Origin of the sequence: Spirabiliibacterium mucosae, from assembly GCF_014884965.1 — a bacterium.
GTDB lineage: Bacteria > Pseudomonadota > Gammaproteobacteria > Enterobacterales > Pasteurellaceae > Spirabiliibacterium > Spirabiliibacterium mucosae.
The window spans coordinates 81,193-99,188 of the sequence record NZ_JABTBO010000007.1; the positions used below are offsets into that span (position 1 = coordinate 81,193).

Sequence of the window (17,996 nt, forward strand, 5' to 3'; positions counted from 1 at the left end):
AGTTATGTCCTTTTGTCGGTTTTAATAAAATAGAGATCCCACACGCCATGGCCGAGCTTTTGCCCGCGCAGCTCAAATTTGGTCAGCGGGCGGCTGCTTGGACGGGCGATAAATGCGCCATTGTCGGCTTGATTGGCCAGCGCATCGGTGCTGCCTAGCACCTCAAGCATTTGCTCGGCGTAGTTTTCCCAGTCGGTCGCCATGTGGATAAAGCCACCGCACTTGAGTTTTTGCACCACAAGATCGACAAACTCACGCTGCACAATCCGGCGTTTGTGGTGCTTGGCTTTGTGCCATGGGTCTGGGAAGAACAGCTGCAAGCCCTGCAAGCTTTCATCGGGGATACAATCTGTCAACACTTCAACAGCATCGTGACAGATTACACGTAAATTGTCCACCTTTTGATCCACCGCGTTGGCAATGCACGCACCCACGCCCGGGGTGTGTACCTCAATGCCGAGATAATTAAGCTGTGGGTTGGCTTTGGCCATTTCCACCAGCGAGTGGCCCATGCCAAAGCCAATTTCCAGCACCACGGGGTTGGCGTTGTTAAAAAGTGCGGTCAAGTCAAAGTGGGCGTGTTGATAATCCACGCCGTAATCGGCCCAGTGCTCGTTCATCGCATTTTGTTGATGCTGGCTGAGCCGGCCGGTGCGCAGCACAAAGCTGCGGATTTTGCGCTTAAAGCGCCCATCGGCGGTGAATTCAGGGTTGGCCACATCTTTACGTTTGCCTTGGGCAAAGTTGGTTGTTTTCTTGTCAGTCATAGATTTTCCTTAACGCTTGCCTGCATTATGCAAATCTGGCGTGAGATTACAACTGTTTTCTCCCCTCTTGAGGGCGGCTTGGTTTGTAAATTGATATAGATTTGTGTAGGCGTGCGGCGAACTTGTGCTATAATTGACCGAATTTTTATGATGCAATTTTAACCAACACTTCCTAACTTGGGTACCACAAACCATGGCTAATCATTTTATCACTCGGCCTCGCGCGCTGTTGGCAGCGTGCATGTTGTGCTTGGCGTCGGTGGCGCACGCCAATGAGCTGCAAACGATTGTGCAAAAAGCGCTGCAAAAAGACCCGCGCATTCTTGAGGCCAAAGCCGATGTCAAAACGGCTGAAAACCGAACTGAACAGGCAGTTTCTGAACATTATCCGAAATTGTCGGTGTTTGGCCGGCAAACGGTGCAACAACACCACCGCTATGAAAGTAATAGCTCATCGAGCTTCAACCCAGGCGTTGAGGCCTCGGTTAATTTGTATTCCTTTGGCGCGATTGAAAAACGCGTGAAACAAGCCAAAGCCAACGAGCAGGCCACGCTGCACAAATTCGATGTGGCGCAAGAGCAGCTGGCGTTCAATATGATTGAAATTTATTTGCAGGCACTCAAAGCCAAAGAAACGCTCAGTGTGCTTAAACAAAGCTCAGGGCGGATTGACAGCACCTTAAACGAAATTGATGTGATTGCCGACAACGATGTGGGCCGCCGCTCGGAATATGTGCAAGCGCAAGCGCGTAAATACGCCATCGCCCAGCAAATGAACAGCGTTGAGCGCGAGCTGCAAAGCGCTATTGGCAAACTCAAACGCTACACAGGGCACAACTTGAGCGTGGCCAAAATCACTGACCCGTTCAACAAACTCAACGCCAAGGTGCTTAAGGCCCGTTTCACGCGGGATAAAACCTTGCATCCGTCTTATTTAGCCAGCAAAGAAGAGATCAACTCCACCCTTGCAGAGCTTGAAGCGCAAAAAGCCGCGCGATTGCCAAAAGTGGATTTGGTCGGCCAAGCCACCAAAGACGACCAGCTGGTGTATTTGAATGTGTCGGTGGATCTTTACAACCGCCAAAACAGCTATGCCGTGCAAGAAAACGCCAGCCGTTTAAGTGCGGTTGAAACCCGCCTTGACCAACTGGTGCAAGATCTTGATGAGCGCAAAGAGCTCGCGCTGATTAACCTGGATCAATACAAAGCCCACATCAAAACCTTAAATAGCCAGGTGAACACCCAAAAAGAGGTGATTGAGTTTTATAAAATGCAATTCTCCATTGCCAAGCGCACCTTGCTCGAGCTGCTCAACGCGGAAAACGAGCTGCTCTCAGCACAGTTGAGCAAAGTGAACTCAGAATACGAATTACGTCACTCGATCCTCGATTATTTGGCCTCACAAGGCACATTGACCCAGTGGGCGGGCGTTAGTCAACAATAAAGGGCATTATGAAACAGATTATTGAAAACCTTGCGTTAGCAACGCAATTGCTCGGTGCGCCGTTGTCGGTGGCAACACTGGCCGCGCACACCGTGAAAAAAACCGGCAACAGCCTTGATTTTTCATCGCTGTGTGAATTTTTACGTAGCGAAGGCTACGACAACAGCCTTTCTGAGCGCGCTTTGCGCGACATTCCATCCTTGGCGATGCCCGTGATTTTGATTTTGCGTAATGAAGAGGCCGCTGTGGTCACTCAAGTGCGGGTCAATGAAGAGGGCGAGCGTTTTTATCGCATCGCTGAGCCAGGTGATGTGCAGCTTGAGGTCAGTGAGCGTGAGCTGCAAGAAAAATACATCGGCTATTGCTGGTTTATCAAGCCAAAATTGGCGCAGGATTTGCGCTCCGAGCTGCCGGAATACACCTTGCCGAAATCGTGGTTCTTCCGCATTATTTGGCGCTTTAAAAAAATACTACTACCAAGTGATTTTGGCGACATTTTTGATCAACACCCTCGCGCTGGTCAGCTCACTGTATGTGATGAATGTGTATGACCGCGTGATCCCAAACCAAGCGTATGAAACCTTGTGGGTGCTGAGCATTGGCGTGTTTTTGGCCATTTTCTTTGAATTTTTAGCCAAAACCTTGCGTGGCCATTTGACTGACATCGCCGGCAAAAAGGCGGATTTGATTATCTCCGCCATGCTCTTTCGCCGCGTGATGTCGCTGCGGCTGCAAGACCGCCCTGTCTCGGCGGGGTCTTACGCCAACAACTTGCGCGATTTTGAATCAGTGCGCGAGTTTCTTACCAGTGCCAGCTTGCTAACGTTGGTGGATTTGCCGTTTTTGATTTTGTTTATCACCGTGATTGGCCTCATCGGCGGCAAGCTCGCATTAGTGCCAGGGATTTTGATCCCAATTGTGATTTGCATCGGCATTTTTGCCCAATTCCCGCTATCGAAAGCGATCAACGAATCCATGCGTGAGTCGTCCCAACGCCAAGGCTTGGCGGTTGAGGCGATTGAAGGCATTGAAACCTTGAAAAACAACAACGCCGCATTGTGGGCGCAAAAACGCTGGGATCATTTCACCGCCAAAAGCTCGTTTTCATCCATCAAGGTGAAAGACATCAGCAACTTGGTGATCAACGCCATCACTGGCTTGCAACAGCTCAACACCGTGATTTTGGTGGTGGTCGGGACTTATCTTATCCACAGTGAAGACCCCGCCTCACGCATCACCATGGGTGCCTTGATTGCCTCAGTGATTCTCTCCGGCCGTGCGTTGGCGCCATTGGGCCAAATCGCCAGCCTGGCGATTCGCTTTCAACAAGCGTGGACCGCACTTAAGGGTGTGGACGGCATTGTGCAGCGCCCAATTGAAAAATCCACCGAGCGTGAATATATTAGCTTGCGCCAAGTGCAGGGCAACATCAGCTTTAAAAACGTCAGCTTCCAATATCAACAAGACGACGCACCGGCATTGAGCGGCTTGAACCTCAACGTGCGCGCAGGTGAAAAGGTGGCGATTTTGGGCAAAATTGGCAGTGGTAAGTCAACCGCACTTAAGTTGGCGGTGAACTTGTATCAACCCAGCCAAGGCACCGTGACGCTCGATAATATCAACACCCAGCAAATCGACCCTTACTTTTTGCGCAACCAAGTGCTGCTGCTTGAGCAAAACCCGCGTTTGTTCCTCGGCACCCTGCGTGAAAACCTCGACATTGCTCGCACTGATAACTTTGCCAGCGACCAAACCTTGCTTTATGCGTTGCAGCGCTTAGGGCTGCTGGAGCTGATTCAAAGCAACCCACGCGGGCTGGATATGCCGCTGGGTGAAAACGGCTTAGGCCTTTCTGGCGGGCAACGCCAAGCGGTGGCACTGGCGCGTATGATGTTGAAAAACCCGAAGTGGCGCTGCTTGACGAGCCAACCACCGGCCTTGACCAATACAACGAAAATGTCGCGCTGGGTGCCATTGCCCAGTGGGCGCGCAACAAAACGTTGATTGTAGTCACCCACCGCCCACAAGTGCTGCGCATTGTTGACCGCGTGATTGTGATGGAAAACGGCCAGGTGACCATGGACGGCCCGCGCGATGCCGTGTTGCAACGCTTGAATGAACAAAACAGCAAGCCGACTGCCAAAGCAGTGAGCGAAAAAGTGCCAACTGACGTAGAGGACGACAGCCGCGCGCAATAAAAGTGCGGTTGCAAACAGTATGAAAGAGAAAAAGCAACAACAAGAAAATATCAACAGCCATGACCTGCACCTGCTGACCGATTTGCACGCCGCGCTGCAGCATGAAAAACACACCAAAATTTTTGCCATGCTGTGGTTGCTGGCGGCGTTTTTGGTGGTGTTCATCACTTGGTCCTATTTCAGCAAGCTTGAAGAAGTCACGCGCGGGCAGGGCAGCATTATCCCTAGCAGCCGTGAGCAGATTATCCAAAGCTTAGACCCTGGCATTTTAAGCGAAATGCTGGTCAAAGAGGGGGATCAAGTTGAAAAGGGCCAAGTGCTGTTGAAAATGGACGACACTCGCAGTTCAGCGGTGCTGCGTGAAACGCAAGCCAAAGTAGACAACCTCGAGGCCATCACATTGCGGCTGAAAGCGGAAATTTCAGGCGATAAATTAACCTTCCCTGAAAATATCCCAGAGGAGATCAAAAAGCGCGAAATGGGCGTGTATCAAGCCAAAAAAGACGCGTTGCGTGAGTCGATCAAAAGCCTGCGTGAGAGCAAGCGCCTGCTCGATTCTGAAATCAACATTACTGCCCCGATGGTGAAAAAGGGCGCGGTTTCGCAAGTGGAATTGCTGCGCATGAAGCGCTCATCGAATGAAATGCAAATGCAAATTTCAGAGCGCGAGCACAAATACATCACCGATGCCAATGCCGAGCTGGCCAAAATGCAAGGCGAGCTCGACCAAGCGCGGGAAAACCTCGCCATGCGGGCCGACCCGGTTGAGCGCTCGCTGATCCGCGCGCCACTGAAAGGCATCATTAAAAATATCAAAGTCAACACCATCGGTGGGGTGATTTCAGCCGGCCAAGACATTATGGAAATTGTGCCGATTGAAGAAAGCCTGCTAGTGGAGGCCTACATCAACCCGAAAGATGTGGCCTATATCCACCCAGGGATGTCGGCGGTGGTCAAACTCAGTGCCTATGATTATGCCATCTACGGCGGGCTGGAGGGTAAAGTGATTTTGCTCAGCCCAGGCACACTGCAAGACAAACGCCAAGCCGACGAGCTCAAACTTAACCCAAATAACTCGTTTTATCGCGTGTTGGTGGAAACCAAAGGCAGCACCCTCACCGACAAAAATGGCAAAGTGTTGCCTGTGTTGCCAGGTATGGTCGCCACAGTGGACATCAAAACTGGCGAGAAGAGTGTTTTTCAATACTTGATCAAGCCAATTACGAGAATGAAACAAGCCTTACAAGAGCGATAATTTATCAAATAAGTTCAAGTAAGCAGAAAAATTGTACAACTCATCAGGTAAAAATTGACAAATGTCAAAAAAGCGGGTAAATTTCGCAGTGTGATTATTTCTGGTGGGTTGTATCAATTTTTTTACACTTTTATATGCTATATCAAGCAGTTCATAATTCATCGGATAATTATCACGTGGGGTATTTTAGTTTAAAACAGTGAAATAATTATCACCGTTTTAATTTTCTTCAGCACAATGGATTTGCTGTCAACATTATTTTACATTTAAAGCCAAGCATGGCGTTTTTGCTATTTTATCTTGCTTAATCTGCTCAATCACTGGGCGGGTCTTGTTTTATTTGATCAAATATGAGGAGTTACCATCCATGAAACTGCCTTTCCGTAAAGGATTGCTTGCACTTATCCCTATTCTTGCCACCGCCTGTGTTGCTCACGACCCGCTCACATGGACCGACACCAAAAACGTAGGCTACAGCGACACTGTGCCTGAAGGCCGCGCATCTGTGGTGATCTACCGCCCAGCGGACGCCATCGACGGCTCAACCGTGAACGTGTACATCAACGGTGAATACTTGGCCTCATTGCAGCCAAATGCCTACCGCCAAGAAAATGTCTGCTCTGCCAACCAACGCCTGTTCGCCGAGTTCACCCAGCAAGACCCAGCCTATCGTGAAAAAGCGACCAAAGGCCAATACTACAACTTGCCTGAAAACCACGTCGCATTCTTCAAAATCGTGAACCACAACGGCAAACCTGCCCTGGCGCAAGTGAGCGAAGACGTAGCCAAAGAAGAGCTGAAAAACGTCAAACGCCAAAACCACACCCTGCCACGCGTGGACAAAGTGGCGCAATGCTCAACTGTGTTGAAACAATACAACTTGGATGCCTCAGCGCTGTTTAAATTTAACCGTGCGGCCTATGGCGACATGCTGGCTAAAGGCAAGCAAGAAGTGGCGGAAGTGGCTGCTGACATCAAACAAAACCCTGCGAAAATCAAAGACATTCTCGTGATTGGTTACACTGACCCAGAAGGCAACGCGGCTTACAACAAAGCGCTTTCTGCCAAACGTGCCGCGACGGTGAAGCAAGCCCTAGTGCAAGGCGGCGTGCAGTCAAACCTCATTATGACAGAAGGCCGTGGCCAAGCGGAACTCGTGGTGCCAAACTGCCGCGCGCAATTCCCTAAAGATGCCAAAGCACGTCAACAATGCGACCAACCAAACCGTCGTGTTGCCATCATCGTGCACGGTGAAAACAAGTAATTATTACAAACGCTAAAACATCAAAGTGCGGTTTAAGGGCCGCTTTAAAACAGAAAAGGTAAATTTCATGTCGAAACAAATTACACTAAAGATTAACGACGCAAAACAAACCCTTTAAACAATTAAGATCGACGCTGGCAAAGAGGTGGTGAAAGTGCCTGCGCAAGCGCACGTGAACTACCAGCTGGTTGACGAGCAAACTCAATTTGCCCCTGAAAATATGATGGTCAAACGCGTGGGCGATGACTTGACTATCGCGTTTGAAGGCAGCGAAATCGACACACCTGATTTGATCATTGAAGGATACTATTCTGACGACACTGGCGCGTATAAAGACAGCTTGCTGGTGGGTGAATTTGAAAACGGTGAAGTCTATCCGTTTGTGCCTGAAAGTGCGGTCAAAGCCGATGCCATCACCCAATTGGCTGATGGCGCGAGCGCCGGCCAAGCCCTTGGTGGCAATCCTGTTGGGCCATTTTGGGCATTTAGCCCGTTGTGGCTTTTGGCGTTGGTGCCATTGATTGGCCTCGGCTCTGCGGCGCTATTCCACACTCGCCATGAAGACGCGCCAGACACCACACCACCGCACGCCCCTGATGTTGAAGCAAAAGACGACGGCTCTGTGACCATCACGCCACCAGCCGACAAAGACACCACACGCGTGGATGTGACCTACACCCCAGAAGAAGGCACACAACCGAAAAAAATCGTAGCCGAAAAAGACAACGGCAAATGGAAAATCACCAACCCAGATGAAAACCCAGGTGTGACCATTGATGAAAACACCGGTGTGATCACCATTCCTGAAGACAAAGTGAAAGACGGCAGCGATGTGACCGGCACCGCCACCGACGACAGCGGCAACACAGGCGACAGCGACAGCGACACCGCCAAAGATGTCACCCCACCGGGCAAACCTACCGTTGAAATTTTAGACGGCGGCGATGGCCACCTCAACAAAGATGAAGTTGACCGTGGTGTTGAGGTTAAAGTTGGCCTGCCTGACGACGTGCAACCAGGTGATAAAGTACAAATCGACGTGGATGGCGATGGCACACCTGATGTTACCCATGAAGTGACCCCAGAAGATAAAGAAAAAGGCGAAGTGGTGCTGCCACTGCCGAAAGACAAACTGCCAGAAAACGGCCCAGTGCACGTGGACGTCACCATTGAAGACCCAGCGGGTAATATCAGCGAGCCAGGCCAAGATGACAGCATTGTTGATCAAATCGCGCCAGGTAAACCAACGGTGACCATCACTGAAGATGCCAACAACGATGGTTACATCAACGCCAAAGAGCTCGACGGCGATATTGGTGTGCAAGTTGGCCTGCCAGGTGATGCCAAAGCAGGCGATACCTTGTTAGTGGACACTGACAATAACGGCACGGCCGATTTTGAACACACATTAACCCCTGAAGACATCGCTAAAGGCAGCGTGGACGTGCCGAATGTGAAAAATCCAGGCGAAGGCAAAACCTTGACAGTGGATGCGTGGCTGAAAGACCCAGCCGGCAATGAAGGCGAAAAAGCTTCAGACAGCGCGATCATCGACACCAACGTGCCAAACGCAGGTGTGGCGCCGATTGTGGAAATCACTGAAGATGCCAACAACGACGGCTTCATCAACCGCAAAGAACTCGATGGCGATGTCGACGTGAAAGTCAGCTTCGACAAAGACAAAGTCAGCCTTGGCGATACTGTGCTAATCACCTCTGATGGCGTGACCAAAGAAGTCACAATCGACGAAACCGCACTTAACAATGGCTTTGTCACTACACACTTCACGCCACCGGCTGATGGCACCAACATGGTGGTGACTGCTGTGATCCGCGATGCGGCAGGCAACGTGTCTGAAGAGGGCCGCGATAATGCGAAACTAGATTTGAGCGATCTTAACGACAACCCAAATACTGCCGATGTGAACGAAGGCATCAGCATTGAAATCACTGAAGATACCAACAACGACGGCATCATCACCAAAGATGAGCTAGACGGCACCATTGGCGTGGCGGTGACCTTGCCAAAACAAGCGGTTGCAGGCGACTCCTTGGTGGTGACTGGCACTGGCAACGCACCAAAACAAATCATCTTGACCGATGCTGACATCGCCGCAGGCAAAGTGATTGTGGAATTTGACGCGCCAGCCAACGGCACCGAGTTTGTGGCTACTGCGCAAGTAACTGATGCAGCAGGCAACCAAAGCCAATTGGTTGACGACCAAGCCTTGTTAAAACTCGACCCGCCAGGGGCACCGACAGTGACCATCGTGGACGATGAAAACAACGACGGCTTTATCAACCACGACGAAGGCAAAGATAAAGAAAAGGTTACCGTGAAAGTTGGCCTGCCAGATGACGCCAAAGTGGGCGACACCGTGGAAGTAACCGACGACAAAGGTCACAAAGAAACCGTTGAAATCACCCCTGAAGACAAAGAAAAAGGCGAAGTGACCGTTGAGCTGCCAATGCCGAACGACGGCGACACCATTGATGTGACCGCTGGCGTGATTGACCAAGACACTGGCGACAAAGGCCCAGAAGGCAAAGACAGCGCCGTGGTAGACAAATCCGTGTTCGAAGGCTTGAAAATCGAAATTACTGAAGACGCCAATAACGATGGCATCATCAGCCAAGATGAGCTCAAAGACAACGACATCGACGTGAGCGTCACCCTACCGAAAAGTGCGGTTGCAGGCGACACCTTGACCATCACTGGCAGCGGCAATGTTGACCAAGTGGTGACCTTGACGGATGCTGACATCGCCGCCGGCAAAGTGAACGTCAAATTCAACCCAACTGATGCGGGCACTGATTTTGTGGCGACTGCCACCATCAGCGACAAAGCCGGCAACAGCGCAGGCCCAGTGCAAGACAGCGCACGCCTTGAAACCACCGCACCAGGTAAACCGGTTGTGACCATCTTAGAAGATGCCAACAACGACGGCTTTATTAACGGTGACGAGCTGAAAGGCGACATCGACGTGAGCGTCACCTTGCCAGGCACCGCCAAAGTGGGCGACAAAGTACAAGTCGACACCAACGGTGACGGCAAACCTGATTACACCAAAGAATTGACCCAAGACGACATCACCCACGGCAGCATCAGCGTACCAAATGTGAAAAACCCAGGTGAAGGCGAAACCCTCACTGTGGACGCATGGCTTGAAGACCCAGCAGGCAACAAAGGCGAAAAAGGCTCTGACAGTGCTGTGATCGACACCACACCATCAGTGGCAGAAGTTGACCCGAAAGCTGACGGCTCGGTCGTGGTACATTTGCCGACAGATGACGATGCCAAAGAAACCACCATCGACTACAAAGATGAAGATGGCAACGACAAGCACATTGTGGTGGGCAAAGATGACGACGGCAACTGGGTGGTGAAAAACCCAGACGAAAACCCAGGCGTTGAGATCACCAAAGATGGCGACCAGGTTGATGTTGTGATCCCAGCTGACAAAGTGAAAGGTGGAGAACCAGTCACTACCGACACCACCGACAACGCGGGCAACCACGGCACAGATGATGGCACCGCGGGCAACGACCCAGCGCGTGCGAAACCGATTGTGGACATCCAAGACGGTGGTGATGGCGTGATCAACGCTGATGAAGCGAAAGACGGCGTAGATGTGAAATTCACCTTCGACCCACAAAATCCACCGAAAGCGGGCGATGTTTTAACCGCGGATTTTGATGGCGATGGCACACCTGACTTCACCAAAACGCTCACCGAGCAAGACATTAAAGATGGCCTTGACCCACAAAAAGGCGTGATTGGCCACGTGAGTGAAGACAAACTGCCACAATCAGGCGGAAAACTGGTTGTGAATGCGGAAATCACCACCAAAGAAGGTGTGGCGAGTGAAAAAGGCAGCGATGAGTCTGCCATTGACACCATCGCGCCACAGGTTGATATCAACTTTATCGCGGGTGAAGCGCAAGGTGCGGATGATGCAGATGGCTATGCCACCATCAACATTCAAGACAAAGCTGATGGCTTTGACGTGCGCGGCACCACCGACGCGGAAGACGGCCAAGTGGTGCGCGTGAGCGTGCGTGATGCCGATGGCAAAGAGGTGGCGAGCTATGATGCCACCGTGACCAACGGCGAGTGGACAGCCAAAGTGCCAGCGGGTGCTGACTGGGTGCAAGATGGCAAAGCCTATGACTTCACCGCGACCGTCAGCGACAAAGCCGGCAACAGCGCCAGCGACACCGACCGCACTTTAGACACTGACTTGGTGGCACCACAGCAGCCAACCACCACATTGGAAATCACCAAAGTGGCAGGCGATGATGTGCTCAACGGCAAAGAAGCGGGTGAAGAGAACGTGCCAGTCACCGGCAAAGTGACAGGCGAGTTCAACGAAGGCGATAAAGTGATTGTGACCGTCAACGGCCATGATTATGAAACCACCGTGGATAAAGCGGGCAACTTCACAGCCCTAGTGAAAGGTGAAGACCTGAAAAACGACAGTGACACCACAGTTGATGCCAAACTCATCACCACCGATGCGGCGGGCAACACGGGCACCATCACCGCGCAGCGTCCTTATGAGGTGAAAACTGCGGTGCAAATTGACATCGACACCATTGCCGGCCAAGAACAAGGCCCAGTGGACCGTGACAATTACGCTACAATTAACTTAAGTAATAAAGATGGCTTACCAACGAAAGGTGGATTGGGGCCTATTGAGCCAATCACAATCAGCGGTACTACAACGGCTGAAAAAGGTCAGAAAGTTGAAGTAGTTTCGATCGGTAAGGATGATAAAGTCTTTGCGGCAACAGGAACAGTGGGCGATAACGGCAAATGGACAGCGTCAACGACTTTCATTACGCCACACCTCTTTGATGATGTTGCTAATGGCACAATTACATTTAAAGCTGAAGTGTCAGACAAAGCAGGCAACTCCGCATTTGATGAAGATACTGCGTTAATTGACACTGTAGCACCGAAAATCACCGTCGATGCGCCGGATAACACCCAAGATAACACGCCGACCATTACGGGCACCACCGATGCGCCGAAAGGCTCTGTTGTGACCATTGAAATCACCGACAGCAAGGGTGGAAAACAAACTGTGACCACCACAGTGGGTGATGGCGGCAAATATAGCGTGGATGTGCCAAACGCCTTGCCAGATGGCAAATACAACGTGGTGGCCAAAGTCAAAGACCCAGCCGGCAATGAAGGCGTGGCGAAAGACCCAGGCAGCGTGGATGTGACTGCACCGACCATTGACCTAACAGGCGTGACAGCCGATGCTGATCATAACACCGTGACTGAAAAAACAGGTGACACCATCAGCGGCAGCTTCACCGTGAAAGACAACGGCGACATCGCGGGTGTGACCGTGGCAGGCCAAGACATCACCGATGCCACTCGCAGCCCTGTGACCATCACCACCGACAAAGGAACGTTGGTCATCACCGGCTACGATAAAGCAACAGGTGAAGTCAGCTACAAATACACCGAAGGCAACAAAGCGCAAGACCACAGCGCAGGTGATGACAGCGTGAAAGATCACTTTGAAGTGAAGGTTATCGACAACGCGGGCAACAGCGCGACGGCTGACTTGCCAATCACCATTGCCGACACCGCGCCGGTGGCGAAACCAGACACGAATTCGATTATGGAAAATGCGAAAAGTGCGGTTTCAGACACCGTGGCGGTAAACGATGTGGCCAATGCGGACACCCCGTTGACCTACAAAGCGGACACTACTGGCGACCACCACGGCATCTTGGTGATGAATAAAGACGGTTCTTACACTTATAAAGTTAACCCGAACGACCCAGCCCTCAAAACGCTGGACGAAGGCCAAGTGCTGAAAGACACCTTCACCTACACCGTAACCGACAGTGATGGCGACAGCGCGACCTCCACCTTGACTATCGATATCCACGGTGTGACCAGCGACAAAACCACCACAGGCGACAACGGTGACAACACGGTTGACGGCTCCAACGGCAACGACGTGCTGGTGGGTGACAAAGGCGGTTATGACGTTATCCTCAAACCTGCGCAAAACTATAATGCGGCGATTGTGCTGGATATTTCAGGCAGTATGAGTCATGACAAGACTAGATTCAGTAAAGGTGAGTGGAAAAACTACCTTGAAGCGGCGCAAAAAGCATTAACGAAACTGGCGGATGATTTCAAACATCACGACGGTAAAATTAATGTGAAATTAATCACATTCAGTGATGATGCTACAGAAGCATTAAACCTAGGTGAAGTAACACCAGGCAATATTCAGTCCTTGGTTGATACGGTTATGGGCTTGAAAGCGGATGGCTTTACTAACTACGATGCGGCTTTCCAAATGGCAGATGAGTGGTTATCAAGCCAAACTAATCATTATCATAACTTAACCTACTTTATTACCGATGGTGAGCCAAACCGTCCTGTGGTTAAAGAAGGTTTTGCTACTTGGCAAGAAGGAACGTTAGATAGCTTTGCTAAACTGTCTAAACATTCTGATGTGCATGCGATTGGCTTTACGGGTGTTAACCATAAAATGCTTGATTTCTTTGATGACACTGTACCAAATGGTACAGAGTTGCAAGAGGGTAAATTAGGCCCATGGCATGGTAAGACAGGTGAATCGGCGATTATCAGCAACCAAAATGAGCTTGATGCCGCACTGGAAAGTGGCTCAATTGAGTTCCGTCAATTGCCAGTGGGCAAAGACACCTTAAATGGTGGTGACGGTAATGACATTCTCTTTGGTGATAGTATCAACACTGACCACTTAGGTTGGACAAATGGCACCACTGGCAAAGTGTATACCGATGGCAGCCACAACACCATGGGCTCAAAAGCGTTGAATGAATTTATTCAATGGACAGAGTTCCATGGAAAAGGTACGGAAGAGCAAGTGAACGCTAAAGTCACTGAATATGTGAAAGAACACTGGTCTGAACTGCTTGACGGCCGTGCAGACGGTGGTGATGATACCTTAAACGGTGGCGCGGGCGATGACATCTTGTTCGGCGGTGCGGGCAACGACACCCTAAGCGGTGGCGAAGGCGCGGATAAATTCGTGTTCTTAGTCAACAGCAATAGCGGAAAAGACACCATCACCGACTTTGAAAGTGGCAAAGACAAGATCGTGCTTTCAGGCTTAGGTGTTAATGGCAGCGACAGCAAAGCTGTGGCTGAAGCCGTTAAATCGCATAACATGACTTGGGATAACGACAAGCATGTATTGAGCTTTGACAACGGCGGTACTCATCACGAGTATAAGAGCACCATCACCGTGGCAGGCGCCAGTGCTGATGACTTAGACCACTTCTTACAACAACACGTTGAAATTATTGGCTAATTAATACAGCGCTTTAAAAACCCACCGAAAGGTGGGTTTTTTTATGTTGAAATGTAAATTTCGACAATTTTTAGCCAAAATTCATTGACAAATAAAGCTATGTAGATAAAATGAGCGAAATTTTGGACTTAATTTTTCGATCATTAGGTCCATTTTTTATGGAATGGTTTTTTATTTCAATAGTCACGCGCGGGTACTACTGCCGCGCGCGGGATAATCAATCTCTGGGGATAATCAATCTCTGGGGATAATCAATCTCTGGGGATGTGTGTAAATTAACGTATTCTTAGGGATTGTATCACACCATCAGATTTACTTATCAAACCAGTAGGTAATATCGTCTATACAATTCCTTGAAAGCTGATATTCTGTCAAACATTACGATGTAATGTAAATTTATGTATTGCGCGTACTGTGTGCACGCAAATTGAGCAATGAAACATCTTGAAAGGAGCTTATTATGATGTTGCCTTCTCGCAAATGGCTGTTAGCACTTTTGCCATTTTTAACCACCGCTTGTGTCTACCACGATCCACTGACATGGACCGACACCAAAAACGTAGGCTACAGCGACACTGTGCCTGAAGGCCGCGCATCTGTGGTGATCTACCGCCCGGCGGATGCCATCGACGGCTCAACTGTGAACGTGTACATCAACGGTGAATATTTGGCTTCTTTACAGCCAAATGCGTATCGTCAAGAAAATGTCTGCTCTGCTAACCAACGCCTGTTCGCCGAGTTCACCCAGCAAGACCCAGCCTATCGCGAAAAAGCGACCAAAGGCCAATACTACAACTTGCCAGAAAACCACGTCGCATTCTTTAAAATCGTGAACCAAAACGGCAAACCTGCCCTGGCGCAAGTGAGCGAAGACGTAGCCAAAGAAGAGCTGAAAAACGTCAAACGCCAAAACCACACCCTGCCACGCGTGGACAAAGTGGCGCAATGCTCAACTGTGTTGAAACAATACAACTTAGACGCCTCAGCGCTGTTTAAATTTAACCGCGCGACCTATGGCGACATGCTCGCTAAAGGCAAGCAAGAAGTGGCGGAAGTGGCTGCTGACATCAAACAAAACCCAGCGAAAATCAAAGACATTCTCGTGATTGGCTACACTGACCCTGAAGGCAACGCGGCATACAACAAAGCGCTTTCTGCCAAACGTGCGGCCACTGTGAAGCAAGCCTTAGTGCAAGGCGGCGTACAGTCAAATTTGATCATGACGGAAGGCCGTGGCCAAGCAGAATTGGTGGTGCCAAACTGCCGCGCGCAATTCCCTAAAGATGCCAAAGCACGTCAACAATGCGACCAACCAAACCGTCGTGTTGCCATCATCGTGCACGGTGAAAACAAGTAATTCCAAAATGAACACAGGCCCAACGGCAAAATGCAAAGTGCGGTTGGGCGCCATGAACAAGTTAATTTAAGGTAAATCAAATGGCTAAACAAATTACGTTGAACATCAACAACGCAAAAGAAACATTAGACACGGTTAAAATTGCAGTGCACTCGGGCAAAGCGGTTATTGTGAAAGCGCAGCCGCACGTGAACTATCACCTCACCGATGAAGACACCCAATTCGGCCCAGAAAATATTATGATCCAACGCGACGGCGACGACCTCAAAGTGGCGTTTGAAGGCTCAACGATTGACCAACCTGATCTCATCATTGAAGGCTACTACGCAGACGGCAACGGGTCTGACAGTTTGTTAGTCGGTGACTGGGAAAACGGCGAAGTTTACCCATACGTGCCTGAAAGTGCGGTCAAAGCCGATGCAGTGACTGAACTTGGCGAAGGCGTGGCCGCAGGCCAAGCACTCGGTGGCGAACCTGTGACCGCACTTTGGGTTTTCAGCCCATGGTGGTTGCTGGCATTGGTGCCATTGGTGGGCTTGGGCGGCGCAGCATTGTTCCGCTCCCACGGTGACGACAACCACGCTCCAGACGTGGCCGACCAACCCAGCGTGGAGCAAGACCCAGCGCACCAAGGCGGCATGATCGTCAAACCAAAAGGCAACGACGACAAAGTGACCATCACCTTCACTGACGAAAACAACCAACCGCACACCGTGGTTGTGGCCAAAGACCCGAACGGCAAATGGAGCCCGAAAGGTGACTTGCCAGCTGGCGTACACGTCAACGAAAACGACGGCACCGTCACCCTTGACCCGAACGCCGTGAAAGACAACACCCCAGTGAAAGCCATTGGCGGCAAAGACGGCGCGGATGACAGCACCCCAGCCACCGGCACGGCGGGCGAAGATGCTGTGGCCGACCAACCCAGCGTGGAGCAAGACCCAGACAACCAAGGCGGCATGATCGTCACGCCAAAAGGCAACGATGATAAAGTGACTATCGACTTCACCGACGAAGACGACAAACCACAACACGTTGTGATCACCAAAGACCCATCAACTGGCGAATGGAAACCAGAAGGCGACTTGCCTGACGGCGTACACGTGGATAAAAACACCGGCAAAGTCACCATCGACCCAGATGCGGTGAAAGACAACACCCCAGTGAAAGCCATCGGCGGCAAAGACGGCGCGGACGACAGCACCCCAGCCACTGGCACGGCGGGCAATGATGCCGAACCTGCGCGCGAAGCGCCTGAAATTGTGATCCACGACGGTGATGAAGGCAAAGATCCAGCCGATCGCTTCTTAAACAAAGAAGAAGTGGACAACAACCCAACGGCAACCGTGACCCTGCCAAAAGACGCCAAACCAGGTGACACTTTGCACGTAACCTTTGAAGGCGAAGGCAAAGACCCAGTGGCAGCTGACCCAATCGTGTTGACCCCAGAGATGATCAACAAAGGCACTGTTGAAGTGCCTGTTGCGAAAGACGCGATTCCTGAAAAAGGCACCTTGACCGCCACCGCCGAAGTGACCAACAAAGACGGCGTGCTAGGCAAAACCGCGCAAGATAAAACCAACGTTGACCAAGTGGTACCAGGCGACAGCAATGGCGATGGCAAAGCGGACGGCAAGGACGAAAATAACGGCGCGCCAAAAGTTTCCTTCCCTGAAGATAAAAACGGCGATGAGCTGTTGAACAGTGATGAAAATAAACGTGATGGTGATGAAAACACCACCACCATCCAAGTAGATTTGCCAAAAGGCACTGAAAAAGGCGACACCGTTGAAATTAAAGTCACAACCACCAACAAAGATGGTGAGCGTGAAGAAAAAACCATCTCTGTGAAAGTGGAAGACCCAAGTAAGCCTGTCACCACCACCGTTGACGTGAAAGAAGGCGACAAAATCACCGCCACAGCAACAGTGAAAGACCCAGCGGGCAACCACTCAGCCCCTTCAAACACCGCCGAAGTCACCGTGGACGGCAAAGCACCAGTTGCGCCCGTTAAACCACAAGACAACGGCGATGTGAAAGTTGACATGCCAACCGACCCAGATGCCACCAAAGTGGTTATCACCTTCCCACCAGAAGAGGGCGGCAAAGATAAAACCGTGACTGTGGTTAAAAACCCAGAAACCGGCAAATGGGAAATTGAAAACCCAACCGACAACCCGGATGTCACCATCGACGACAACGGCACTGTCACCATCCCAGCAAAGGATGTGAAAGATGGCGGCAAAGTAGAAACCGACGCCGAAGATAAAGCGGGTAATCATGGCAAAGACGATGGCAAGGCTGAGCCAAACAAAGACAGCGACGACGCAGGCAAAGATCCTAGCGACGAGCCAGCAAAACCAGGTGACGATGGTGAT

At 50.7% G+C, this 17,996-nt stretch carries 9 protein-coding genes and 1 pseudogene; 9 read left to right on the forward strand and 1 reads right to left on the reverse strand.

The features are described 5' to 3' along the window. Positions 1-2 precede the first annotated feature (2 nt). A complete protein-coding gene (gene trmB, locus HPC37_RS04035) occupies positions 3-767 on the reverse strand; it encodes a tRNA (guanosine(46)-N7)-methyltransferase TrmB (protein WP_208121918.1) in 765 nt (254 codons plus the stop codon). A 193-nt stretch (positions 768-960) separates the two neighbouring features. Between trmB and HPC37_RS04040 the strand changes: the two genes are divergently transcribed. The 9 genes and pseudogenes from HPC37_RS04040 to HPC37_RS04070 form a co-directional block, all read left to right on the forward strand. Then, positions 961-2,211 (forward strand): TolC family protein, encoded by a 1,251-nt coding sequence (locus HPC37_RS04040; RefSeq protein WP_235961380.1) that lies wholly within the window; start codon positions 961-963, stop codon positions 2,209-2,211. A gap of 8 nt (positions 2,212-2,219) precedes the next feature. Beyond that, the gene (locus tag HPC37_RS11175) at positions 2,220-2,762 is read left to right on the forward strand and encodes a cysteine peptidase family C39 domain-containing protein (protein WP_345790000.1); all 543 of its coding nucleotides are present in this window, start codon (positions 2,220-2,222) and stop codon (positions 2,760-2,762) included. Continuing rightward, the gene (locus tag HPC37_RS04045) at positions 2,710-4,215 is read left to right on the forward strand and encodes an ATP-binding cassette domain-containing protein (protein WP_345790001.1); all 1,506 of its coding nucleotides are present in this window, start codon (positions 2,710-2,712) and stop codon (positions 4,213-4,215) included. The genes HPC37_RS11175 and HPC37_RS04045 overlap by 53 nt, the downstream gene beginning before the upstream one ends. After that, on the forward strand, positions 4,119-4,409 hold the full coding sequence (locus HPC37_RS11180; RefSeq protein ID WP_345790002.1) for a hypothetical protein: 291 nt from the start codon (positions 4,119-4,121) through the stop codon (positions 4,407-4,409). Before HPC37_RS04045 ends, HPC37_RS11180 begins: the two co-directional genes overlap by 97 nt. Before the next feature lie 19 nt (positions 4,410-4,428). Beyond that, the gene (locus tag HPC37_RS04050; protein ID WP_208121919.1) at positions 4,429-5,664 is read left to right on the forward strand and encodes a beta-barrel domain-containing protein; all 1,236 of its coding nucleotides are present in this window, start codon (positions 4,429-4,431) and stop codon (positions 5,662-5,664) included. Positions 5,665-6,031: 367 nt separating this feature from the next. Beyond that, positions 6,032-6,928, forward strand: a complete 897-nt coding sequence (locus HPC37_RS04055) for an OmpA family protein (RefSeq protein WP_208121920.1) — start codon at positions 6,032-6,034, stop codon at positions 6,926-6,928. A 154-nt stretch (positions 6,929-7,082) separates the two neighbouring features. Further along, positions 7,083-14,261: an Ig-like domain-containing protein gene (locus HPC37_RS10895; protein WP_208121921.1), complete on the forward strand. Its 7,179-nt coding sequence runs from the start codon at positions 7,083-7,085 to the stop codon at positions 14,259-14,261. Between the two features lie 460 nt (positions 14,262-14,721). After that, the gene (locus tag HPC37_RS04065; RefSeq protein WP_208121922.1) at positions 14,722-15,618 is read left to right on the forward strand and encodes an OmpA family protein; all 897 of its coding nucleotides are present in this window, start codon (positions 14,722-14,724) and stop codon (positions 15,616-15,618) included. Between the two features lie 80 nt (positions 15,619-15,698). Beyond that, a pseudogene (locus HPC37_RS04070) lies at positions 15,699-17,996 on the forward strand (hypothetical protein); the annotation flags it as partial.

What these genes read in the sequence shown, in the direction of transcription:
- trmB (WP_208121918.1), bottom strand. Translation starts at nt 767, where the DNA reads ATGACTGACAAGAAAACAACCAACTTTGCCCAAGGCAAACGTAAAGAT.
- HPC37_RS04050 (WP_208121919.1), top strand. Translation starts at nt 4,429, where the DNA reads ATGAAAGAGAAAAAGCAACAACAAGAAAATATCAACAGCCATGACCTG.
- HPC37_RS11175 (WP_345790000.1), top strand. Translation starts at nt 2,220, where the DNA reads ATGAAACAGATTATTGAAAACCTTGCGTTAGCAACGCAATTGCTCGGT.
- HPC37_RS04065 (WP_208121922.1), top strand. Translation starts at nt 14,722, where the DNA reads ATGATGTTGCCTTCTCGCAAATGGCTGTTAGCACTTTTGCCATTTTTA.
- HPC37_RS04040 (WP_235961380.1), top strand. Translation starts at nt 961, where the DNA reads ATGGCTAATCATTTTATCACTCGGCCTCGCGCGCTGTTGGCAGCGTGC.
- HPC37_RS04055 (WP_208121920.1), top strand. Translation starts at nt 6,032, where the DNA reads ATGAAACTGCCTTTCCGTAAAGGATTGCTTGCACTTATCCCTATTCTT.